We start from the raw sequence: 23,119 nt of genomic DNA, 5'->3' as shown, positions 1-23,119 counted from the left end.
GGCATCACGAGCACAATCGCGGCCCTGATGAACGGCACTCTGGTGAGCCGGGGACGACAACTGCGCATGATGGACATCGTCACGGACATGGCCACGACCCCGGGCATGGCCATGACCACGGCCACGGGCAAGGCGGTCACGAATGTGGCCATGAAGACGCGAAGGAGACGGCCTGCCACGGGGGGCACCAGCACGGTCATGGAGGGCGCGCGCCGGGCGTGACCGCCCAGCCGCCTGTAACTCTTTATACCTGTCCGATGCATCCGGAGATCAGACGCACGGACCCAGGCAGTTGTCCTATCTGCGGCATGGCGCTCGAGCCCATCGTCGCGACGCTTGAAACAGGCCCAAGTCCTGAACTCCAGGACATGACGCGCCGCTTCTGGGTTGGTCTGGTCCTGTCGTTGCCGGTTTTCGTACTGGAGATGGGCGGCCATCTCCTGCCCGTTATTCATCACCTCGTGCCGCCCGCCGTCTCGATCTGGGCCCAGTTCGCGCTGGCGACGCCCGTTGTGCTTTGGGCAGGCTGGCCATTCTTCGTGCGGGGCTGGCAATCCCTCGTCAATCGCAGCCTGAACATGTTCACGCTGATCGCAATGGGCACCGGCGTGGCCTGGGCTTACAGTGTGGTTGCCACATTGGCGCCCGGCCTCTTTCCCGCGGCGTTCAGGGGTATGGACGGCACCGTTGCCGTTTATTTCGAGGCGGCGGCCGTGATCACCGTGCTCGTGCTGCTGGGACAGGTTCTGGAGCTCCGGGCTCGCGAGCAGACATCCGGCGCCATCAAGGCCTTGCTTGATCTCGCGCCGAAGACGGCGCGGCGTATAGAGGCGGATGGCCGGGATGCGGAGGTGCCACTCGATACCATCGTGGTCGGCGAGAAGCTTCGGGTGCGGCCCGGCGAGAAAGTGCCGGTCGACGGCATCGTCGAGGACGGGCGCTCCTCCCTGGATGAAGCCATGGTCACGGGCGAATCCATGCCTGTGACCAAGACTGTGGGCGATCGTGTCACAGGGGGCACGCTTAACCAGACTGGTGCGCTGGTGATCCGTGCAGAGAAGGTCGGCAGCGAGACGATGCTCGCGCGCATTGTCCAGATGGTTGCCGATGCCCAGCGTTCGCGTGCGCCGATCCAACGCCTCGCCGACACGGTATCGGGCTGGTTCGTGCCCCTCGTCATCGCGATCGCGGCGCTTGCTTTTATCGCCTGGGGTGTATGGGGGCCGGAACCGCGCCTCGCCCATGGGCTGGTGGCGGCCGTTGCGGTGCTGATCGTCGCCTGTCCCTGTGCGCTCGGCCTCGCCACTCCGATGTCGATCATGGTCGGCGTCGGGAAGGGCGCGGGGCTCGGCGTTCTCATCAAGAATGCCGAAGCTCTCGAACGCATGGAGAGGGTGGACACCCTCGTCGTTGACAAGACGGGAACGCTGACCGAAGGCAAGCCGTCGGTGACCGCCATCGTTCCGGCCGATGGCTGGACCGAGGACGAGATCCTGCGTCTGGCGGCCGGCGTCGAGCGTGCGGCAGAGCATCCCCTGGCGGCGGCAATCGTTGCAGCGGCGGAGGGCCGGTCCATTACCATCCCGGATGTGACCAATTTTGACTCGCCAACCGGTAAGGGCGCGCTGGGCACCGTCGCGGGCAAGTCGATCGTACTCGGCAACGCGGGGTTTCTAGCTGAACATGGCGTTCGGGTGGACGCACTCGTCGAAAGAGCGGACGCGCTCCGCGCCGAAGGGGCGACGGCTATCTTCATCGCCGTCGCCGATAAGGCAGCCGGCATCTTCGCAATCGCTGATCCCGTCAAGGCAACGACCCCGGCTGCGCTTGAGACGCTGCGCAAGGATGGTATCCGCGTCGTCATGCTGACCGGTGACAACCGCACGACCGCCGACGCGGTTGCGCGCCGCCTCGGGATCGACGACGTCGAGGCCGACGTGCTGCCGGACGCCAAGAGCGCCGTCGTCGAGAGACTCAAGCAGGAGGGCAGGGTGGTTGCCATGGCTGGGGATGGTGTGAATGACGCGCCCGCACTCGCCGCCGCCGATGTCGGGATCGCGATGGGTTCCGGCACCGACGTCGCCATCGAGAGCGCGGGCGTCACGCTGTTGAAGGGGGATCTCACCGGCATCGTCCGCGCCCGGCTCCTCTCTCAGGCGACGATGGCCAATATCCGGCAGAATCTCTTCTTTGCCTTCATCTACAACGCGGCAGGCGTGCCCATCGCCGCCGGCGTGCTCTATCCCCTGTTCGGCATCCTCATGTCGCCGGTGATCGCGGCGGCGGCCATGGCGCTGTCCTCCGTCAGCGTCATCGCGAATGCGTTGCGCCTGCGTGTTACTGATATTTGAGGGTGGGAGCAGCTTTCGCTGTCACGTGGCGCATATGAACCAACGCAAGCCAGCCCTGCGTTCGATGGCGGTTGTCCCATACCGGCTTTGCACTAGTGTTGGCCCCGCTCGTCCCGCCAAGCCACAGCATGATCGATCCCGCCGCGCGTGATCACCGACCCGAAACCCGGGTGGCATGGTTGCCCGGCCGGGCGTGGATTGATGGCGAGGTTCGGCGTGTTCAGTTTGTCGCTCTTGTGGATTCCCGCAACGTTGATTGCGGCTTTGACCCAAACCGCCCGTAATGCCATGCAGCGCGGCCTCACGGGCGCACTCGGCACAGTGGGCGCGACACAGGTCCGCTTCCTCTATGGGCTCCCTTTCTCGCTCTTCTTCCTCGGCCTCGTTCTTGTCGTCGGCGGTGAAAGCCTGCCCCAGGTTGGTCTGCAAGCCCTGCTGTTCACGGCTATGGGGGCAATTTCACAGATCCTCGCCACGGCTTTGATGCTGGTGACGATGAAGGAACGCTCCTTTTCTGTCACCATCGCGCTGCTCAAGACCGAGCCTATCCTTGTGGCGCTTGCCGGCATGGTCATCCTGGGGGATATCCCGACAACATGGGCCGCAGCGGGCATTGTCATCGCGACGGCGGGGGTCGTCCTGCTGTCTGTGAAGCCGGGATCGGCGGCGAGCTGGCTCAGCGGCCGCTCGGTGGCCATGGGCGTCATTGCCGGCGGGCTCTTCGCCCTTTCTGCCATCGGCTTTCGTGGGGCGATCATCGATTTGCCGTCGGGCTCCTTCGTGGTCCGCGCGACGACGATCCTTGCGCTCAGCCTGTTCCTGCAATCGGCGATCCTTGTTGTCTGGATGCTGGCCTTCAATCGGCCCCAGCTTCTGGCGACGCTGCGGGCTTGGCGCGTTTCGATCCTCGCCGGCCTGACGGGGGCGTTCGCTTCACAGTTCTGGTTCATCGGCTTTTCGCTGACGAGTGCCGCGAATGTTCGCACGCTGGCGCTCGTCGAGGTGCTGTTCGCCCAGGCTGTGTCCCATCGTCTTATGGCCCAGAGCACCAGCCGGCGGGACATCGCCGGCATGGTTCTGATCGTGGTGGGCGTCGGCCTATTACTCCTCAATACCCATTAGATCCGCGCATAGGCATCCCATCAGCGCGGGAACGGCTACAGGAAGCCACAACGGATGCTGCCATCCGCCGGCGCGAGAATCGCTTGACGGCAGTGCTGTCCCCCATGGCAATGGAGATGGCGCATCGGGGTGATCGCAAGGGGACCTTGCAACGTGTCAGGAACGGTAGAGATCGTTGGCGTGACGAAGCGCTTCGGGTCGCATCTTGCGGTCGACGACATTTCCTTCGGGATCGGCAGCGGGGAGTTTTTCTCGCTGCTGGGGCCATCGGGCTGCGGCAAGTCGACGACGTTGCGGATGCTGTCGGGTTTCGAGGCGCCCGATGAAGGCGCGATCCGCATCGCCGGTCAGGACATGACCGACGTGCCGCCCTACCGGCGGCCGACCAACATCGTGTTCCAGCGCTGGGCGCTGTTTCCGCATATGAGCGTGGAAGCCAATGTCGCCTTCGGGCTGGAGGCGGAGGGAAGGCCGCGCGCCGAGATCCGCAGCCGGGTGGGTGACGCGCTGGCGCTCGTCGGGCTTTCGGGCTTTGCCGGCCGCAAGCCGGGCCAGCTCTCCGGCGGGCAGATGCAGCGCGTGGCGCTGGCGCGGGCCCTGGTGAAGCGGCCGAAGGTGCTCTTGCTCGACGAGCCCCTGAGCGCGCTCGACCTCAAGCTGCGCCACCAGATGCAGATCGAGTTGAAGCGTATCCAGCAGGAGATCGGAACGACCTTCATCTTCGTCACCCATGACCAGGGCGAGGCGCTCGCCATGTCGGACAAGGTGGCGGTGATGAATGCCGGGCGGGTGGAGCAGATCGCCTCGCCGCAGGAGCTCTATGACGCGCCGGCGACGCGCTTCGTGGCGGGTTTCATCGGCCATGCCAATCTGCTGCCGGTGACGGTGGAGGGGCCGGCGGGCGAGGGGCTTGCGCGGGTGCGGCTGGGCGATCTCGGCTTCGTGGCGGTGGCGCGCGAGGCGCTGGCCGGAGAGGCGACCCTGGCGCTGCGCTTCGAGCGGGTGCGCATCGGCGCGGCGCAGACCGGCGTTGGTGCATCCGGCCTGGATAATCCCGGCTTGGATCATCCCGGCTTGGATCATCTGGGATCAGCGCGGGCCACCGGCGTGGTGCGGCAGATGATCTTCGGCGGTTCGACCGTGCAATATGTGGTGGGGCTCGACGCCGCGCCGGTGGAGATCACTGCCGAGCAGCCCCACGGCGCCGGCGCTGCCGTCTTCACCCAAGGCACCCCCGTCACCCTTACCTGGGAGCCCGCCGATGGCCGCCTCTTCAGGTCGTGAGGGCGGCGGGGCCGCCCGCGCGAAAGCCGAACGCTCGGGCCTGGCTGCTGCTGTAAGTCGTTGGACTTGGAACAGGCATGAAGCAGCCTTGAGAGCAGAAGCAAAAACGCAATCGCAGGCTACGCGGCCGTAGCGAAGTATCGGCTGCAAACAGGGTGGGTCGGTTTTATTCGGCTTCTCCTCCCAACAGTGCTTCCAGCAAAGCATGGCGCGGAGAGGCAAACGGGTTCGCGACCGTCACCCCGCCCCATGTGAAGCCGTCTTGAAGGTCTTCAGAGAGCAGCAAGCGGCAACCGTGTTGCGAGGCAACGGCAAGAATGACCGCATCCCAGATGCTGAACTGGTGATCGATCGCAAGGTCGGCTGCCGCCAGCATCGCCTCGGACCCGGTCTCGACGATCGGAAAGGTATCCCGCCAGCCCAGAAGGGCCTCGCGGGCTTCGGCCCGCGACCTTCCGGCCTTGCGCGTGAGGACGTTGAACAGTTCGCCAAGCACCTGAACCGGAATGAGAGTTGCCTCTTGCGGCAGATTGCGCACCAGCTCGAGGGCAATGTCGCGCTTTGCGGCATCGTTGACGCCCTCCGCGTAGGCGAGGACATTGGTGTCGAGCGCGAGTTTCAACGCTCGTCTTCGTAAAGCTCGTCGCGTGTCCAGCGCCCGGCGCTGACGGCGGGCTGGCGCTCAAGGCGCGACAGCAGCGCCGCCCGTGCGCCGGACACAAGGCTTCCGTGTTTGTCGGCGGGAACGATGCGAGCGACAGGGCGTCCGTGGCTCGTCACGACATAGCTGCGCCCCTCGCGCACGTTGCGCAGGATGAGAGAGAATTTGCGGTTGGCATCCGCTGCCGAAACGAGTTCTTCCATAGCCTGAGCCTCGTATATAGTTATATTGCCTACAATGGCGACGAATGCCGCGTTCCGCAAGGCTGTTTGGGGGGCTGTCGTGGAGTTTTCGTCAGCGATTGGTCCGCCTCGCGTTCTCTCGCCTGGATCTACCTTCCCCATTGTGCATTCGGGCGCACATAGATGCTTTCGCCGCGCTCGCCCTCGCGACCATCGGAGGTGAAGCGATGGTCGGCGGGCGGGTGAGCGCGCTGTTCGCAATCGAGGCGCGGGCAGATGCGGCAGCCGACGCCGATCGGCACGGCGAGTGCCGGATTGTTGAGGTCGATACCATCTGAATAGATCATCTGCGTGGCCTGGCTGATGTGACAGCCTAGGCCAATGGAGAAATGTCGCCGGGGCGCGTTGTATTGCGGCCCGCTTTTCGTCTGGGTCCGCGCTATGCAGAAGTAGCGCTGACCCTCCGGCATCTGGCTGATCTGCACGTTGATCTGTCCTTGCTGCAGGAAGGCGCCGTAGACGTTCCAGCGCGGACAGGCTCCGGAATGGCGGGGAATATGGATTCCCGACAGCGAGAAGCGCTTGGAGATATTGCCGGCGATATCAGTGCGCACGAGATGCAGCGGAATGCCGGCCTGGCCCGGGCGCTGGAGGGTCGTCATGCGGTGGCAGACCTGCTCGAAGCTGACCCGGAACCGTCGTCCGATCCGCTCGATATCGTAGCGCGTTTCCCGGCAGGCCTTCAGAAACGGCTCATAGGGCATGATCAGGGCGGCGGCGAAATAGCTGGCGAGCGCATTGCGCGCCAGCACGGGCGCGTCGGCGGGCAGCTCGCTTTCGTCGATCAGTCTCTCGATATCGAGGGTGGCCGCCAGCAGACCCAGATGATGGGCAACGGCGAACAGGCTTGTCTCCGCAGGCAGAGCCTCGGCCGTCAGGATTTCGCGCCCGGCCGTGTCGACCCGCTGCATGATGCCGGTCGGCAAGGCGGCCAGACGCCAATTGAGCCCGAAGACATTGAACAGATAGGAGCGCAGGCCGTGCTCCAGGTTCTCCGACATCTGGTCGATGTCGGCGCGGACGCGCTCCGCCGCTGCCTCGAGCGTCGGAAAATGATTGGCGTTGAGCTGGATGAAGTCGGAGACGGCATCGGTCGCTACATGGTGTCCCGTTTCGGCGGGCGCTCCCGTGCCAAGCCTGCTGTTCGTCTTGAGCTGGCGATACTGGTCGAAGAGACGCACGACGGCCCGTCCGACGGACGGATTAGAGAAAGCGAAATCGCGGATGTCCTGGTTGGTCAATGCGCTTTCCGCGAAGAGGTCATCGCCGAAGATCTCCATGAGATCACCGGTGAGTCGCGTCTCGTCATTCTCGACGAGTTCCCCTGGCTCTACCCGGAAGTGACCGGCGATCTTCATCAGGAGCGGCACAGTGATACGACGCCGGTTGTGCTCGATCAGATTGAGATAGCTCGCCGAGATGCCGAGGATAGCAGCAAGCTCCGCCTGCGACGTCCTCGCCTGCCGGCGCAACCGCTGGATACGAGCGCCGATCTGCGGGTTCTCTTTGGCCATGCTATGTCCCGATAGTTCAATTTACAAAAGTGGCGGCGATCTTTACAATGATTTACAGTCTAAATGTCTCACATCGTTATATAATTATCATTCTCATGGATGTGTCAAATCTTGCATCAGCGATGCCAGCGTCATGAACATTCGGCAGACGCATATGGAACGGAATTCGTCACCTTATCCGGCGCAGACATAGGCGTATGCCGGAGGCGGGCGTCGTCCGATCGCCGCCGCCTGTGTGCGCCGGAGCCTGCTGAGACAGCTAGCCTGATGGGTAGGTGATGGGGCCAAAAATACTGTTCGTGCGTTCTGGCAATCTTCCGAGCAGAAAGGTGCGAAGCAGGCGTGTCGGGCTGCTACGTGGTATGAATCGAAACGCTCGCGCCTTCTCGACCCGCTGTCATTATCAACGGATACGACGCAGGATTGGTCAGCACGTTCGGGCGTTACAGTCGACCATCACATTGACGCCGATCAATGTCGTCTACATCTCAACCCTTAGGTTGACCGAACAGACCGGCACGAGGAAATGACATGTCGAATACGCCCCATACGCTTGGCGAGGAATTCCCCGATCAGGTCGATGCCATCCATGCGCTTAAGGTGAAGGATGCCGCCTTTGCGAAAATCCTGGAGGAATATGACGAAGTGAATGATCAGGTTCATCGGGCGGAGACGAATATCGAGCCCGTCAGCCAAGAGGTCGAGACAACCTTGCGCAAGCGGCGTCTTGCGTTGAAGGACGCCATCGCGAGCGCCTTGGCCGACGCGCGGTAGGGACAGTCGCTCACTTGGCGGGGTGTCCGTCAAGGAAGAGGCGGTAAGCCGGATTATCCGTCTCGTTCCAATAGGGGCAGTCGAGCGTGTCGAGGTAGCGCTCGAAGGCCGCTTGGGCTCCATTGCGGACCTGTACTCCGGCCAGAACCCGCCCATAGTCCGCACCGTGATTGCGATAGTGGAACAGGGAGATGTTCCAGTCCGGCCTGAGGCCCTCGAGGAAGGCGAGAAGGGAACCGGGCCGCTCTGGGAACTGGAAGCGATAGAGCTGCTCGTCGTCCAACTGTGCGACGCGGCCGCCGACCATGTGACGGACATGCAGCTTGGCGAGTTCGTTGTCGGTCATATCGACCACCGGGAAGCCCTTGCCGGTGAGATGCTCGATGATGTGCTGCTTCTCCCGATCTCCTTCTGCGAGTTTCACGCCGACGAAGATCCGGGCGTCAGCGCCGGGCGCATAGCGATAGTTGAATTCCGTGATGGATCGGTCGCCCAGCATGCGGATGAAGGCGCGGTAGCTTCCTGGCCGTTCCGGGATCGTGACCGCGAGGAGTGCTTCGCTGCGCTCGCCCACCTCCGCGCGCTCCGCCACATGGCGCAGACGGTCGAAATTGAGGTTGGCGCCCGAGTTGATGGCGATCATCACCTGGTCGAAGGCCGCATTGTCCTCGCAATAGCGCTTCAACCCGGCCAGGGCCACTGCGCCGGCCGGCTCTGCGATGGCGCGTGTGTCGTCGAAGATATCTTTGATCGCGGCGCAGATTTCATCACCGGTTACGCGCACAACCCCGTCCAGCAGGTCGCGGCAGAGCCGGAACGTCTCGGCGCCCGCCTGGCGAACTGCGACACCGTCGGCGAACAGGCCGACATGCTGCAGCATGACGCGTTCGCCCGCCTCAATGGCTGCAGCCATGCAGGCGGCGTCATCGGGCTCGACGCCGATCACCTTCACCTCAGGCCGCAGGAATTTCACATATGCCGCGACGCCAGCTGCCAATCCGCCGCCGCCGATCGGTAGGAAAACGGCGTCGAGAGGACCGGCGCATTGGTGCAGGATCTCGACACCGATCGTGCCCTGGCCGGCAATGACATCCGGATCGTCATACGGGTGCACGAAAACGAGGCCATCGCGCCGCACGAGTTCTTCGGCATGGACGCGCGCCTCATCAAAGGTGTCGCCGTGCAGAACCACCTCGGCGCCATGGCTGCGCACGGCGCTGACCTTGATGCCCGGCGTGGTGCGCGGCATGACCACGACGGCGCGAATGCCGAGCCGCGCCGTTGACAGGGCGACGCCCTGCGCATGGTTGCCCGCCGACGCGCACACGACCCCGCGGGCGCGTTCGTCAGCCGAAAGCTGGGCGATCTTGTTGTAGGCGCCACGCAGCTTGAACGAGAACACCGGCTGGAGATCTTCGCGCTTCAGCAGCACCTTGATACCAAGCCGGTGGGACAGGCGGGGCATCGGGTCGAGCGGGGTCTCCACCGCAACGTCATAGACGGATGCGGTCAGAATGCGCTTGATGTAATCCAGCATGGTCATGCAATCGCCCGCGTGCCAGACATCGTGGAGACATCCACGGGATGTCCGCGCGCAATGCCGCACCACGAGCATCCTCATTGTGGCGGACAGGACAGTCTCGGGAGGTGCGTATGAGCGACCTGCCGATCGTGACTGGTCTAGTCCTCCCCCGACGAGGGGTCAATAGTGCGATGCTGGCTGGATTCTTTCTAAAATCAAGCACTTGGCCAGGAGACTGGCCGAAGTTCCGGCATCGGAGGGCGTCAGCTTCCCGGGGCCTCGATCTGCAGGATCGCTTCGACTTCAACCGTCATCCGGTTGGGTAGGGAGCCCATACCGACAGCCGAGCGCGCGTGGCGGCCCGCCTCGCCGAACACCTCGACGAACAGGTCCGAACAGCCGTTGATGACCTTGGGATGATCACCGAAATCAGGTTCGGCATTCACCATGCCGAGCAATTTGACGACGGCTTTGACTCGGGAAAGCTCCCCCAGCGCGTCCTTGGCAACCGCGAGCAGAAGCAGCCCAGAGGCGCGGGCATCCTGGTAGCCCTGCTCTACGGTCGCATCCCTGCCGAGGCGGCCGACGCTGTAGCCGCCTCCGGGCTGACGGGGCCCTTGGCCGGAGAGATACAGCATGTCCCCTATGAGGCGGTAGGGCACGTAGTTCGCGACGGGCTTCGGCGCGTCCGGCAGTGTGATCCCCAAGGCAGCCAGTCTGTCCTCCGGTGTCATGTTGATCCTCCCCTTGTCGTCCGCCTTGCACCACGAAGGCTGAGGCAAGGTCTAGGCTGAATCGCCATGCAAGGATAGCCCAGACAGTCATCCCCGGGGGCGTCGCGTCGCCAGGAGCCGGGAGATGCGCGGGGAGGGATCGGGCGTTGCGGCTTCCGAGATGACACAGAGTCTCCCGCCAACAGCACTGGATGCCGACTGGCGCCAAGCTCATCCGGATGTTGCTGTACAGCCTCCGCCCTTCAGGCCGGGGGCGTCGCCTTGGCGGGCCGGGCCGCCCAGGCCTCGACTTCGACGAGATACTCCGGGCTGATCAGCGCCGCGACATAGGCGAACATGCTGGCGGGCGGTTCGTCGTGATGGAAAGCCCGCCAGATCTCGACATAGCGCTCGCGGGCCACCGGCTTGGTCAGCCACATGTTGATCTTGAACACAGAGCGATGATCGAGGCCTTCGCTCTCGAGAATCCGTGTGACATTGGCGAAGGCGTTGGCGAGTTGTTCCTCGACCGTGCCCGGGAGATCGCCCTTCTCATCGAGGCCGACCTGACCGGCGATCGCGAGAATATCGCTGCCGGCGGGGATGACCGTGAGATGATGGTAGCGGCCGACGGGCGGCGCGAGGTTTGACGGGTTCTTGCGTTCAATCATGCACTGAGGACCTTGGTGCGGGTGGGCGGGGTAGCGTGGCCGGCTGCTGCTGCGGGCGCCCTGACGATGCAAGCGGCTTCCGTGCCGCTCTCCACGGGTTGCAGCGTGGGGCGGATCGTGTCGCACGGCTCGATCCGGATGGGGCAGCGGCTGACGAATGGGCAACCCGCAGGCGGGTTGAAGGGGCTCGGCAAGTCGCCCTTGAGAATGATGCGCTCGCGTGCACGTTGCGCCCGTGGGTCCGGCAACGGGATCGCGGAGATCAACGCTTCGGTGTAGGGATGGCACGGATGATCGAAGAGGATACCTGTTTCGCCGCGCTCGGCGACGGTGCCGAGGTACATGACGATAACCTCGTCCGCGATATGGCGAACGACCGACAGGTCATGGGATATGAAGAGATAGGCCAGGCCGAGCTCTTTCTGCAGGACCATGAGCAGGTTGAGGATCTGAGAACGGATGGACACATCGAGCGCCGAGACCGGTTCATCGAGCACCAGCAGTTTCGGTGAGAGGGCAAGCGCCCGGGCGATGACCACGCGCTGGCGCTGGCCGCCGGACAGCGCATTCGGCGTTCGCTCCGCATAAGCGGCTGGCAGGCCGACCCTGTCGAGCAGTTCCATGACCCGTTTTTGCCAGTCGCGCTTACGCCATCCCTGCACGATCAGCGGCTCAGCGATACTCTCGCCGATCGTCATTTTGGGATTGAGCGCCGCGCTCGGATCCTGAAAAACAATCTGCATGTCGGTCGCGAGAGCACGCCGCGCTTTCCTGTCGAGCTGCGCGATCTCGCGCCCGTCGAAGATGACCGAGCCGGATGTGACCGGTTCCAGCCCGATAATGCCGTAGGCCGTCGTAGATTTCCCGCAACCGCTCTCGCCGACAAGGGCGACGGTGCGCCCGACGGGTACGTCGAAGGAGATGCCGTCGACTGCCTTCACGACGCCGTTGCGGCCATCGCGAACGCGAAAATGGACCTTGAGATCGCGGACGCTGAGAAGCGGTCCTGCGGCGTTCGTCATGGACACTTCCTCACGCCAGTTCCGCCACGCGGTCGGTGTGCCAGCAGGCGGCTGAGTGGGCCGGCGTCTCGACCGGGCTCAACGGCGGCCGCGTTTCGCAGATCGCGCTCTCCAATGGGCAGCGGCTGCGGAAGCGACACCCCTGCGGCCATTGATCGACACTCGGAACGATACCCTCGATCGTGCGCAAAATCTCCTTGCGATGTCCATCGAGGCGCGGGACCGTCGCCAGCAGAAGGCGCGTGTAAGGGTGGGCCGGCGTGGAAAAGACCGCGTCGGCCGTTCCACGCTCAACGACCCGCCCGCCATACATGACAGCCACGTCATCCGCCATTTCGGCTACCACACCCATATCGTGGGTGATGATGATGATCGAGGTGCCGACCTCATCGCGAAGCCGCTTCATGAGATCGAGGATCTGCGCCTGGATCGTCACGTCGAGCGCCGTCGTCGGCTCGTCGGCGATCAGGAGCCGCGGGCGACAAATGAGCGCTGCAGCGATCATGACACGCTGGCACATCCCGCCGGACAGCTCAAAGGGGTATTGTCGTGCGCGCCGCTCGGGTTCCGGAATGCCGACGCTCGCCAGCATCCCGACGGCCTCCCGACGCGCTTCGCTGTGCGACATCCCGCGATGGAGGCGCAGCGCCTCCTCCACCTGCGCGCCCACCCGCATCAGGGGATTGAGCGAGGCGATCGGCTCCTGGAAGATGATCGACGCGCGATTGCCACGGACGCTCTGCAATTCGTCGTCGGAGATGCGGATGAGATCGGTGCCGTCGAGATCGATCGCCCCTTCGGTGATGCGGGCCGCCTTGGGAAGCAGACGCAGGATTGATAGGGCGGTCAGGCTTTTCCCGCAGCCGCTTTCGCCGACGATGGCCAGAATCCGTCCCGCATCGGCGGTGAGCGACACGCCATCCACCACGTCGACCCCCGCGATCGTGATGCGCAGGTTGTCGATCGCGAGGAGGGGCTTGTTGCCACGCGCAGCGGTCTCAGCGGCCATCGGGCTCTCCGACGGCCACAGAGGCCCATGGGCTTGTCGGATGGGCCATGCCTATATTGTTCCCGCCTTCACGCATGACAGCGGACGGAACCGCGAAATTGACGGGATAGAGCGTGTCCTCGACGATTTCCACGGGATAGCGGGTCCCGACTGTGGCGGCGACGCCCCGATCGGCCTTGGCATTGATGCGGATCGTCGGCGTGCTCGCATCGAGGCGCGGCGTATGGAAGGCCTCCTCCAGCGTCAGCCCGCGGTCCGCCATGTAGGATATGATCTGGAGCACGGTTGGGAAGATGGTACGGCCGCCCGCCGCGCCAATCGCAAGTAGGGGCTGGCCACGCCGGCTGGCGATGAGCGGGCACATATTCGCAAGCGGCTTGACACCACCCTTGATGGAATTGGGCTGGCCCGGGCGCGGGTCGAACCACATCACGCCGTTGTTGATCAGGATTCCGGAGCGTGGCAGCACCACTTTCGATCCGAACCGCGACAACAGCGTGTTCGTTAGCGAGACCATCGTGCCCTGAGCATCGACGACGCTGAGATGGCTGGTGCACCCTGCCTCGGGCGTTGCCGCATGGCCCATCGTCGTCAGCCGATGCTCATAGGCCTGCCGGATGGCCGTGGCATAGGCGAGCGCGGCATCGGCCATCGGCACGGCGGCGGCGAGATCATGGTCCGTCAGCCGCTGGCAGGCGTCGAGGAAGGTCGGACCGCCGCTGAGGCCGGGAATAACGTGGATATCGAGGTCGCGGTAACGGCCGGTTTCAGGTTTCTGCCAAACAGGACGGTAATCGGCGAGGTCCCTGGCATCGATGACACATCCACCTTCGGTAAGATCCTGAAGGAGAAGCCGAGCCACCTCGCCCTCGTAGAAGTCACGCGCGCCGGCATGGGCAAGGCGCTTCAGGAGCTCTGCCTTTTCCGGCATCGGGCGGAAGTTCGGATGAGTGGTGTCGCCGGCGCGAGGTGCCCGGCCATCGTCCAGGAAGAGGGCTGCGCTCGCCGGGTAATGCGCAAGCGCCGCCGCTTCCACGGCGAGCGAAAGGGATGTGAACCAGTCCACTTCCAGCCCGCGTTCCGCATGGGCGATCGCCGGTTGCAGCGCTTCCGCCCAGGACAGGGTGCCGAAGCGTGACAAGGCCTCCGCGAAGCCGGCGATCGCGCCGGGAACGCACATGGAGGTATAGCCCGAGACATTGCGCTCGCCCTCGACGGTCGGCCAGTCGAACCAGTTGCCGATCTTGGCGCGGGACAGGGGATAATCCGCCGGGTCGAGCGCACGCGGCGACATGACGTTGAAATCGAGCGTTGAGACCTCGCCGGTCGCGCCGTCCGCATGGAGCAGGAAACCGCCGCCGCCGATGCCGGAGAGCCAGGGTTCCACGACGCTGAGCACCAGCGCCGTGACGATGGCCGCGTCCATGGCATTGCCGCCCCGGGCGAGAACGGCGGCGCCCGCCTCGGCCGCATAGCGGTTCTGGGCGGCTACAAGGCCGTGGCGGGAGCGCACGGCCGGCTTGTGGATCGAGAAGGTCTGCATGATATCTATCTTCCGAAACGCCGATCGGCGATCGGCTCGGGCGTCCTCACAGGCACTGTGAACCGCGTGGCATTGGCAGAGGCCGCGTGGTGAGCCGCGATCTCGCCGACGGTCGCGGTCCAGGCCCCCGGGGTTGCCGTGATGCGGGTCAACAGCCGCTCCAGCATCCGGATGCGGTGGGCGCGCCCGGAGATCCAGTCATGAATGGTGAGCATCAAAAGGCCGCCTTCGGCATGGAGCATGTCCCATTCGTCGAGCCAGTTGTCGAGAATGGGCTGGGTCGCCTGCGGCGGCCAGGAATCGGCGCCGCCGCCAAGGAACTTGAAATAGATCGCATCGTCGATGGCCCACTGCACCGGCACCTCGACCACGTCGCCGATCGTATAGGGGTGGTCGAAGCCGGAGAGGGAGCTGTCGTAGAGCCCATGCTTCCTGATCTCGGCCAGCATATGCGGTGTCATTTCCCAGGCCGGCGAGCGAAACCCCTTCGGCTTGATGCCGACTTGCGCCTGAAAGATCGCCAGAGATGCCTCCAGCGCGCCGGTGAACTCCTCGTCGGAGACTTGGCTAACGATCTCGTGGAAATAGCCGTGCAGGCCGACTTCATGGCCGCGCGCGACAAAGGCGGGCAGAAGATCCGGGTGCTGTTCGGCGACGGCGCCGGGCACATAGAAGCTCGCCTTTATCCCGAAACGATCGAGCAGATCGAGAATGCGCCAGATGCCCACACGTGGCCCGAACAGCCGCTGTTCCATATGGCCGAGCAAACGAGAGGGCGGCTCGCCCCGGACGTTCCACAGAAGGGGCGCGTCCGCATCGACGTCGATGGAGAAGGCAAAGGCGCTTTGCTTGCCCTCCGGCCAGACGTAGCGCGGCGAGGGGGTAGCACGGGATTGATCGGACATGGCGGCCTCGCTCACAACGGATGCTTCTTTGCCTGATGCACGGCGAGCGAGCCGATGGAATTGCCGCCGTCGATCGTCAGGGTCGCCCCGGTGACATAGGCTGAGGCCTCGCTCGCGAGATAAAGAAGGCCATTGGCGACGTCACTCGGCGACGAAGGACGGCCGAGCGGGATCGCCGCGATAGTATTGTTGATGTGGTCCTCGGTGAGGCTGCTGACCGACGAGCCGGCGGCGAAGCCGGGCTCCAGCGCATTGACGCGGATGCCGAACTCGGCGAGCTCGATGGCGAAGCCCTTCGTCAGCCGGTCGAGCGCCGTCTTCGAGGTGCAGTAGGGCACGACGGTGCGTCGCATCTTGCGCGAGGCGCCGGACGAAATATTGATGACCGAGCCCTTGATGCCCTTGGCGATCATCTGCAGGGCGATGCCCTTCGTGAGGATGAAAGGCGCTCGCAGGTTGATCGCGAAGATCCGATCGAAATCCTGCGTTGAAATATCGAGCAGAAAGCCGCTCGGATAGATCCCCGCATTATTCACGAGAATATCCGTGGCGCCCCAGTGCTGCTCGACAGCATTGACGAGGCTGTTGATCGAAGCCTCGTCCGTCAGATCGGCGGCATGGGTAAAGCCGGTTCCGCCGAGCCCGAGCTCGTCCGCACAGACCTTGAGCGCATCGGCGTCCGTATCCGTGAGGCAGAGATCGGCGCCCGCTTCGCGTAGAGACTGCGCGATCCAGCGGCCAATGACCCCGCATGCGCCGGTGACCACGGCGCGCTTGCCGGCTATGTCGGAGAAGAAATCCATGAATGCCTCACTGTGAACGAGGATCGAAACGATCGCGCAGATCGTCGCCGATCAAATTGACTGCCAGGACGAGCAGAAACAGGCAGATGCCGGGGAAGGTGGCGATCCACCAGGCAGTGGCGAGATAATTGCGGCCCGAACTCAACATGGCGCCCCAGCTCGACGTCGGCGGTTGCACACCCATGCCAAGGAAGGAGAGCCCCGCTTCGAACAGCACCATCAGCCCGAATTCCAACGTCGCCACCACCGTGACGGCACCGATGATGTTGGGCAGGATGTGGCGCAGCAGGACCCGTGGGGCGGACGCGCCCATGAAGGTGGCGAGACGGACGTAGGGCATGTTGGCAACGCCGAGGGTCTGGCCATAGGCGATGCGGGCGTAGCGCGGCCAACGTGTCAGCGCCAGCACCACGATGACGTTGACGAGGCCCGGGCCGAGCACGGCAACTGTGATGATCGCAAGCAAAATGGCGGGGATCGATAGGAAGACATCGACAAGCCGCATGACGACCACTTCCACCCAGCCGCGCGCATAGCCTGCGAGCATGCCAAGCAGCACGCCGATAACCCCAGACAGGATGACGGAGGCGAAGGCGACAAACAGGGAGACGCGCGCGCCGAAGATCAGCCTGCTGAGGAGATCGCGACCCAATTCATCGCTGCCGAGCAGGTAATGGAAACTGCGTGAGACCGTGCCGGGCGGCTTCATCCGGCCAAGAAGATTTTGCGCATTCGGATCGTATGGCGCGATGAACGGCGCAAAGACTGCGACAAGAATGGCGAATACAATGAGGCCAACAGGCGCCCACTGAAGGACCCGCTTGGCAACGCTGACTCTCGGCTTGCGGCGGGCCGGCGCTGACATCACCGCGCTCATCGGCTCGCCCCATCAAGACGGATGCGTGGATCGACGGCGCTGTAGAGAAGGTCGGCGGCAAGATTGAGCGCGACGGTGACGAAGGCGCCGAGCAGGACGACGCCCTGCACGACCAGGAAGTCGCGCGCCAGGATGGATTGCACCGTGACCTGCCCCAGGCCTGGCCAAGCGAAGACCGTCTCGACGATCACGGCACCGGCGAGAAGGTTGGAAATTTCCAGCGCCGAGACCGTGATGATCGGGATGGAGGCGTTGCGGGCGAGGTGGCGGACGAGCAGCCGGCCGATCGACACGCCGCGTGAGCGCGCCGTGCGCACATAATCCTTGGAGAGCTCGTCGAGCAGCGATGTGCGTGTGATGCGCGCGAATGTCGCCATGCTGAGCAGGCCGAGCGCGACCGATGGCATGATGAGATGGTCGATGCCCCCGGCTGACGACGGGGGGAGCCAGCCGAGCGTCACCGCGAAGATCATGATGAGGAGGATGCCGCTCCAGAAGGTCGGCATGCTCTGGGCGGACAGCACGATGCCGGCAAGCAGGCGCGCCGCGATATGTTCGCGGTGTAGCGCCAGCACGATACCCACGGGGATGCCAAGCCCGAAGGCCACGAGGAAGGCCCCGCCCGCGAGCTGCAAAGTGTAGGGCAGGCGTGACGCGATGATATCCCAGACCGGGATATTCTGGATGACGGAGCGGCCGAGGTCAAAGCTGGCGATCTGCCTCAGAAAATCCAGATACTGCACGATGAGCGGCCGATCGAAGCCCAGCGAATGGCGCAAGGCGTCGATATCCGCCTGCGTCGCCGTCTCCGGCACGAGGAGGAACGTCGGGTCTCCAGTCAGCCTCTGGAGAAAGAAGATCAGGGTCACGACACCAAAGATCGTGCCGATCACCTGTCCTATCCGCCTAATAAGGAACCGCCGCATCTATCTGCATTCCTGCCGATCAAGGTGAAACGTAATGGTATCGGCTCCGGGGAGAGCGATGTTCGCGGAAGGATCTGTGGGATCGACCGACATTCAGGCATCTGCCGCAATCAGGCGGGAACCTCGGTGTCATCCCGGAAACGGCGAAGCCGTTGTCCGGGATCCAGAAACCTTGCCCCTCCAGCAAAGAGGCGCCTTGTGCAGAGGCTGATGGATACTGATGATCAACTAACCGTTTCGGTTCTGGATCCCGGGCCCGGGCTTTCGCTCGTCCCGGGATGACCGGCGCGAGTCCTTGAACGTCGATCGATCTTAATCCTTCCAACTCATGCGATTAATGAACATGCTCTCGTTAGGCGTCGGCGTCCATTGCAGGCCCTTCGCGGCGCCATAGACGATGCCGACCTGATAAAGGGGGATGACGAACCGCTCTGTCCGCACCCGTTCGTGCACGCCGCGATAGGCCTCAAGGCGCTTCTTCTCATCGAGCGTCTGACGCGCCTCCACCAGGAGACTGTCGATGGCCTTGTCATTAGCATTGGCCCAGCCGCTCGATGAATGGAGGATCGGGAACAGCACCCCATCCGCGTCCTGACAGGCGCAGGACCAGCGGCTGAAGGCCATCTGCGGGATGACGTCCGGCCCGCTCTGCATCTGCTTCAGCCAGGTCGCCATGTCCGTCATGTCGATTTTGACGTTCAGGCCGGCCTCGCGCAGCATCTGCTGGATAGCCTGGACCACCCGCTGGTCATAGACCGGCGAGGTCAGGAGCCCGATCTCCTGCTTTCCCTTGGGGCCGGCTTCGGCCACGAGCGCCTTCGCCTTGGCCAGATCGAACGGCAACGCCTCGATGCCTTCGACCCAGCCGACATGCGCGGGAGAAAGCATCTGCGGCACAGCCTTGTCGTAGCCACCCAGGATGCCGTCGACGAGACCTTCCTTGTCGATGGCATAGGCTACCGCCTCGCGCAGCTTCGGATCGTTGAGCGGCGGCTTCTGCACATTCATGGCGAGATAGGCGACGCGTTCGGTCAGAACCGAGAGAACCTTCGCCCGCGGTGAATTCTTGAGCTGCGCAGCAAGATCGGAATCGAGTGTTACGGCGAGATCCGTAGTGCCGGCCTGGAGGTTGGCAACGCGGGTCGCGGCGTCCGGAACTGCCCGGAACACGGCTGTGGGGAATGGCCCCTTCTGACCCCAGTAATTGGGATTGGCGCTGAGCGTGACCTGCACGCCGCGCTGCCAGTTCTCGAATTTGTAGGGACCGCTTCCGACCGGTTTCAGATTGAATTCATCCTTGCCGACGGCCTCGACCACATGCTTCGGCACAATCGACAGTTTGACGAGTTGGGCGAGCAGCGCGGGATAGGCGCCGTCGGTCGTCAACTTCACCGTTGTCGGGCTCGTCGCCTCGGCTTTGATGATCTTGTTGAACTGGCTGAGCTGCGGGCTGCCGAACTTTGGATCCGTGATGCGCTGAACGCTGAAAGCGACATCCTCGGCGGTCAGCTTCTTGCCGTCGTGGAAGGTAACGTCATCGCGGATCTGGAACTCGATTTCCGTATCGGACAAGTATTTCCAGGATGTCGCGATTTGCGGGACGATCTCGCCCTTGTCGTCGCGCGTGACGAGGTTGTCAAAGATATTGCGATAGACAAAATAGCTGTCCGGATTCCACTGTACCTGCGGATCAAGCGACGATGGTTCGTTGACGAGATCCACCGTTAGCCTGTCCTTTGCCATCAGCGCCCCCGGCGCGACTGTCAGGCATAGTCCCAGAAGGGCCGCCACGAGCCCCCTGCCTCGCATCGCCATAACCGTTCTCCCATTGAGTTCCATCTGAAAATGTATGTTTTAAAGGCCCATCGTTATGTGCCGAGCAGGGGAGGGCTTGCCCCGGTCCTCGGTTACTCTTTCCAGCTCATGCGGTTGAGGAAGAGGCTTTCGCCGGGCGAGGGCTGCCACTGCAGAGGCTTGGCGGCGCCATAGATGGCCGCAACCTGGTAAAGCGGCGCAAGCGGCACATCTTCGGCGACGATTTCGTGGATCTGCCGGTAATCATCGAGCCGCTTTTTTTCGTCGAGCGTAGCGCGGGCGTCCTCGAGCAGGGCATCGGCCTTGTCGTTGCGATAGACGGACCAGGAACTGCTCTTGTGGAGCAGCGGGAAGAGTACGCCGTCGGCATCCTGGCACGAGCACGACCAGCGGCCAAAACTGAGGGCTGGCGTGGCGTCGAGGCCGCCCTGCGCGCGCTTCAGATAATTGGCCATGTCGGACATGTTGATCTTCACGTTCAAGCCGGCCTCGGCCAGCATCTGCTGGATCGCCTGCACGATACGCTGGTCGAAGACCGGCGACGTCGCAAGTTCGATCTCGGCCTTGGCCGCGGGACCCGCCTCCGCGACGAGCGCCTTGGCCTTGTCGAGATCATAGGAGGGCGCCTTGATGTCGGCGACCCAGCCCACATGCGAGGGCGTCAGCATCTCCGGCACGGGCTTGTCATAACCTCCGAGAATGCCGTCGATCAGGCCCTCCTTGTCTATCGCATAGGCCACCGCCTGCCTGACCTTCGCATTGTCGAAGGGGGGCTTCGTCGGGTTAAGACGAAGATAGGCGACGCGCTCGGTCAGCACCGAAAGGACTTTCGCTTTCGCTGAGGCCTTGAGCTGCTCCGCGAGATCGGAATCCAGCGTCACGGCGATATCGCTGGTGCCCGCCTGCAGATTGGCAACGCGCGTTGACGCATCTGGCACGGCCCGGAACACGGCGGTCGGGAAGGGCCCCTTCTCACCCCAGTAGGCGGGGTTGGCCGTGAGCGTCACCTGGACGCCGCGCTGCCAATTGTCGAATTTGTAGGGCCCGCTGCCGATGGGCTTGAGGTTGAAGGCATCCTTGCCCACGGCCTCGACCACGTGTTTCGGCACGATGGACAGCTTCGTGAGCTGGGCGAGCAGGGCTGGATAGGCGCCGTCGGTCGTCAACTTGACCGTCGTTGGGTTCGTTGCCTCGGCCTTGATGATCTTGTTGAACTGCCCAAGTTGTGGGCTGCCGAACTTCGGATCGGTGATGCGTTGTACGCTGAAGGCGACATCTTCGGCGGTCAGTTTCTTGCCGTCATGGAAGGTGATGTCGTCGCGGATTTGAAACTCGATCTCAGTGTCTGACTGGTATTTCCAGGATGTCGCGACCTGGGGAATAATATCGCCCTTGTCGTCACGCGTCAGCAGATTGTCGAAGATATTGCGGTAGACGTAATAGCTATCGGGGTTCCACTGCACCTGAGGATCGAGTGAGGAAGGCTCGTTGACGAGATCCACCGTCAGCCTGTCTTTGGCGAAGAGTGCGGTTGGCGCGGACGCAAGAGACAGTCCAAATAGAATTGCTGCGACTTTAGAGCTAAGTGACGTCATCTGAGTTCTCCCCAAAACACGCTCGACCGTCATGCTCAAGATTTGCGTGGCGAACCCAATGTCCCGATGGATGACACGCTCGTCGTTGCATTTGATGTCGACTTGTCGCGAATACGGCGTGCGGATCGTTTTTCCACAGCACCCAAAGCGAAATCGGAGCGATTGAGCACCGCCCGTTCTACAAAACGCTCGAAAGCAGCGATATCGCGAAGCAGCTCAGCGCCGGCTTGCTTGGCGTCACCAGCTCGCAGGGCCGCCACGAGATCGGCTCGCGATGCGTGATGATACTTTAATTCGCCGGTTTCGAGGAAGGCCAGGACTCGGGCGCAGTGGTCCCACGTTTCCGCAAGCCATTTGCGTTGAAAAACCCCGCTTTCAAGGGCGATGACATCCATGATCTGGCGGTCAGTGACGCGCGCGGTCGTGATGGCCTGAATGTCGCCCCTCCCTGCAAGCGCGACATCGAGCATCACAAGCGAATCTAGGCGAGAGACTTCGGCAGCCGAGAGCTTGCGTTTCGCCAACATCGGCTCGAGCTGGCGCCGCGCCGCGATGAGGCTCGTGATCAGCGCCACGGTGATCGGCGCGGCCCGCCACCCCTGACGCGGCAGCGGGGTCACGAGACCTTCCCCGGCAAGGCCGGCGAGTGCCCCACGGATGCTGGCTCGCCCCAGCCGATATCGAAATTCGATCTCCACCTCCGAAAAGGCCGCCCCCGGCGCGATGTCACAGGTCAGCAGAGCATGGCGGAGCACCTGCCCGGCCACCGCGTTTTTGGTGGCGGGACCAGGCGGTATCGCGGTTAGAAATGGGGAGGATCGATCAAGCATGGGCATAGCTCATCACAGCTTGTGACATCTCACAAGTCATTTGTGAGATGTCACAAAGAAAATGCATGCGCACGGGTGAGAAAGCTCCGCGTGAGCCGGGGCGTTCGAAGCTGCGATCGTTGGGCGAGCAGACGGAGTGCTGGTTGCGGCTTCGCTCATGCGACTGCCTCTCGCGCCGGACGGTGTCGCTTGGCTTATGTCAGATACGGGTCCATCCCGTGGCGAATATGATCGCCGAGCGCCTGTTTCGCGGCTGCAAGATCGCGTCGACGCAGGGCCTCCACGATGCTGTCGTGTTCGGTCACGATCATATCGAGGTTGTCGGGGCCGCGCCCGAACAGCGTCTGGGCTACCCGCTGATGATAGCCCAGCGTGCTGTAGGCCTCGTCAATAAACGGGTTTTGCGCAAGGCCGACGATGAGCCGGTGAAAATTGGCATTGCGGTCGATGAAGTCCCGAAAGCTCGCAAACTCCGGCCCATAGTCGCCGTTGCGAATGGTGGCGTTGATAGCGGCGAGCTGTTCGACAAGAGCGTCGGAGAGATTATCGAAACCCTGCTCGAGGGCCCCTAGCTCCACGACGAGCCGGGCCTCAAAGAGCTTGCGCATTTCGAAGCCCTCAGGAAAGGGCGCGACACGATAGCCCTTGTTCGATTCGTGAGTCACGAGCCGCTCGACCTTGAGGCGCGCGAGCGCCTCTCGCACGGGAATGAGACTCACGCCGAATTCAGCTGCAAGCTTGTCGATGACGATGCGTTCACCCGCGGCCATGAGCCTGTCGGTAATACGCCGATGCAGCTCGTCGTGAATCTGGTCGACCAGATTGGAGCGCTGCAGATCACTCCGGCCGGCGCGGGCTGAGAGGGGTAAGTCGGGCTCGCGTATGGGCTCCATCATCGTGACCTTTATAGCCTTTGCCCGATTCTCGGAAGGGAAAAGCC

The 23,119-nt window shown here is 63.3% G+C and carries 22 protein-coding genes; 5 read left to right on the top strand and 17 right to left on the bottom strand.

The window, feature by feature from the left end; all coding sequences use genetic code 11:
- Positions 1–27: 27 nt before the first annotated feature.
- The 4 genes from KIO76_RS31120 (at position 28) to KIO76_RS20500 (ending at position 4,757) form a co-directional block, all read left to right on the top strand.
- Positions 28–222 carry a hypothetical protein gene (locus KIO76_RS31120; protein WP_249729986.1) on the top strand — a complete coding sequence of 65 codons (195 nt, stop codon included), beginning with the start codon at positions 28–30 and terminating at the stop codon, positions 220–222.
- Positions 219–2,351: a copper-transporting P-type ATPase gene (locus KIO76_RS20510; RefSeq protein WP_502761896.1), complete on the top strand. Its 2,133-nt coding sequence runs from the start codon at positions 219–221 to the stop codon at positions 2,349–2,351. Before KIO76_RS31120 ends, KIO76_RS20510 begins: the two co-directional genes overlap by 4 nt.
- Before the next feature lie 201 nt (positions 2,352–2,552).
- Complete coding sequence (locus KIO76_RS20505) at positions 2,553–3,473, top strand: EamA family transporter (protein WP_249729985.1); 921 nt, start codon at positions 2,553–2,555, stop codon at positions 3,471–3,473.
- A 153-nt stretch (positions 3,474–3,626) separates the two neighbouring features.
- Entirely contained in the window at positions 3,627–4,757 is a 1,131-nt protein-coding gene (locus KIO76_RS20500; protein ID WP_213325458.1) for an ABC transporter ATP-binding protein, read from the top strand.
- Between the two features lie 166 nt (positions 4,758–4,923).
- Here KIO76_RS20500 and KIO76_RS20495 read toward each other — a convergent pair whose 3' ends face one another.
- From KIO76_RS20495 to KIO76_RS20485, 3 genes are all read right to left on the bottom strand, one after another.
- Positions 4,924–5,379, bottom strand: a complete 456-nt coding sequence (locus KIO76_RS20495) for a PIN domain-containing protein (RefSeq protein WP_213325457.1) — start codon at positions 5,377–5,379, stop codon at positions 4,924–4,926.
- Complete coding sequence (locus tag KIO76_RS20490; protein WP_213325456.1) at positions 5,376–5,621, bottom strand: type II toxin-antitoxin system prevent-host-death family antitoxin; 246 nt, start codon at positions 5,619–5,621, stop codon at positions 5,376–5,378. Before KIO76_RS20490 ends, KIO76_RS20495 begins: the two co-directional genes overlap by 4 nt.
- Positions 5,622–5,749: 128 nt before the next feature.
- On the bottom strand, positions 5,750–7,174 hold the full coding sequence (locus KIO76_RS20485) for a helix-turn-helix domain-containing protein (protein WP_213325455.1): 1,425 nt from the start codon (positions 7,172–7,174) through the stop codon (positions 5,750–5,752).
- A 531-nt stretch (positions 7,175–7,705) separates the two neighbouring features.
- On the opposite strand from KIO76_RS20485, the gene KIO76_RS20480 reads away from it, so the two are divergent.
- Positions 7,706–7,948 (top strand): HP1242/YdcH family protein, encoded by a 243-nt coding sequence (locus KIO76_RS20480; RefSeq protein WP_213325454.1) that lies wholly within the window; start codon positions 7,706–7,708, stop codon positions 7,946–7,948.
- A 10-nt stretch (positions 7,949–7,958) separates the two neighbouring features.
- Here the strand turns inward: KIO76_RS20480 and ilvA are convergent, their stop codons facing one another.
- The 14 genes from ilvA to KIO76_RS20410 all read right to left on the bottom strand — a co-directional run bounded on the left by ilvA (position 7,959) and on the right by KIO76_RS20410 (position 23,075).
- Positions 7,959–9,485 (bottom strand): threonine ammonia-lyase, biosynthetic, encoded by a 1,527-nt coding sequence (gene ilvA / locus KIO76_RS20475; RefSeq protein ID WP_213327040.1) that lies wholly within the window; start codon positions 9,483–9,485, stop codon positions 7,959–7,961.
- A 248-nt stretch (positions 9,486–9,733) separates the two neighbouring features.
- Positions 9,734–10,204, bottom strand: a complete 471-nt coding sequence (locus tag KIO76_RS20470; protein ID WP_213325453.1) for a RidA family protein — start codon at positions 10,202–10,204, stop codon at positions 9,734–9,736.
- Positions 10,205–10,446: 242 nt separating this feature from the next.
- Positions 10,447–10,854 carry a RidA family protein gene (locus tag KIO76_RS20465; protein ID WP_213325452.1) on the bottom strand — a complete coding sequence of 136 codons (408 nt, stop codon included), beginning with the start codon at positions 10,852–10,854 and terminating at the stop codon, positions 10,447–10,449.
- Positions 10,851–11,876, bottom strand: coding sequence for an ABC transporter ATP-binding protein (locus KIO76_RS20460; RefSeq protein WP_213325451.1), 1,026 nt, complete (start codon positions 11,874–11,876; stop codon positions 10,851–10,853). The genes KIO76_RS20465 and KIO76_RS20460 overlap by 4 nt, the downstream gene beginning before the upstream one ends.
- Positions 11,877–11,886: 10 nt before the next feature.
- Positions 11,887–12,885: an ABC transporter ATP-binding protein gene (locus tag KIO76_RS20455; protein ID WP_213325450.1), complete on the bottom strand. Its 999-nt coding sequence runs from the start codon at positions 12,883–12,885 to the stop codon at positions 11,887–11,889.
- On the bottom strand, positions 12,875–14,428 hold the full coding sequence (locus KIO76_RS20450; protein ID WP_213325449.1) for a gamma-glutamyltransferase: 1,554 nt from the start codon (positions 14,426–14,428) through the stop codon (positions 12,875–12,877). The genes KIO76_RS20455 and KIO76_RS20450 overlap by 11 nt, the downstream gene beginning before the upstream one ends.
- 5 nt (positions 14,429–14,433) lie before the next feature.
- Entirely contained in the window at positions 14,434–15,333 is a 900-nt protein-coding gene (locus tag KIO76_RS20445) for a polysaccharide deacetylase family protein (RefSeq protein WP_213325448.1), read from the bottom strand.
- Between the two features lie 11 nt (positions 15,334–15,344).
- Positions 15,345–16,136, bottom strand: coding sequence for an SDR family NAD(P)-dependent oxidoreductase (locus tag KIO76_RS20440; protein WP_213325447.1), 792 nt, complete (start codon positions 16,134–16,136; stop codon positions 15,345–15,347).
- Positions 16,137–16,143: 7 nt separating this feature from the next.
- On the bottom strand, positions 16,144–17,001 hold the full coding sequence (locus tag KIO76_RS20435) for an ABC transporter permease (RefSeq protein ID WP_249729984.1): 858 nt from the start codon (positions 16,999–17,001) through the stop codon (positions 16,144–16,146).
- Positions 17,002–17,009: 8 nt separating this feature from the next.
- The gene (locus tag KIO76_RS20430; RefSeq protein ID WP_213325445.1) at positions 17,010–17,939 is read right to left on the bottom strand and encodes an ABC transporter permease; all 930 of its coding nucleotides are present in this window, start codon (positions 17,937–17,939) and stop codon (positions 17,010–17,012) included.
- Positions 17,940–18,251: 312 nt separating this feature from the next.
- Entirely contained in the window at positions 18,252–19,754 is a 1,503-nt protein-coding gene (locus tag KIO76_RS20425) for an ABC transporter substrate-binding protein (protein WP_213325444.1), read from the bottom strand.
- 92 nt (positions 19,755–19,846) lie between these two features.
- Positions 19,847–21,349 (bottom strand): ABC transporter substrate-binding protein, encoded by a 1,503-nt coding sequence (locus tag KIO76_RS20420; RefSeq protein ID WP_213325443.1) that lies wholly within the window; start codon positions 21,347–21,349, stop codon positions 19,847–19,849.
- 35 nt (positions 21,350–21,384) lie between these two features.
- Complete coding sequence (locus tag KIO76_RS20415; RefSeq protein ID WP_213325442.1) at positions 21,385–22,179, bottom strand: GntR family transcriptional regulator; 795 nt, start codon at positions 22,177–22,179, stop codon at positions 21,385–21,387.
- Positions 22,180–22,373: 194 nt separating this feature from the next.
- Complete coding sequence (locus tag KIO76_RS20410; RefSeq protein ID WP_213325441.1) at positions 22,374–23,075, bottom strand: GntR family transcriptional regulator; 702 nt, start codon at positions 23,073–23,075, stop codon at positions 22,374–22,376.
- Positions 23,076–23,119: the final 44 nt, after the last annotated feature.

This window comes from Chelatococcus sp. YT9 (assembly GCF_018398315.1).
In the GTDB taxonomy this organism is placed as follows: Bacteria; Pseudomonadota; Alphaproteobacteria; order Rhizobiales; family Beijerinckiaceae; genus Chelatococcus.
This window is presented reverse-complemented; position numbering and strand designations above follow the sequence as displayed.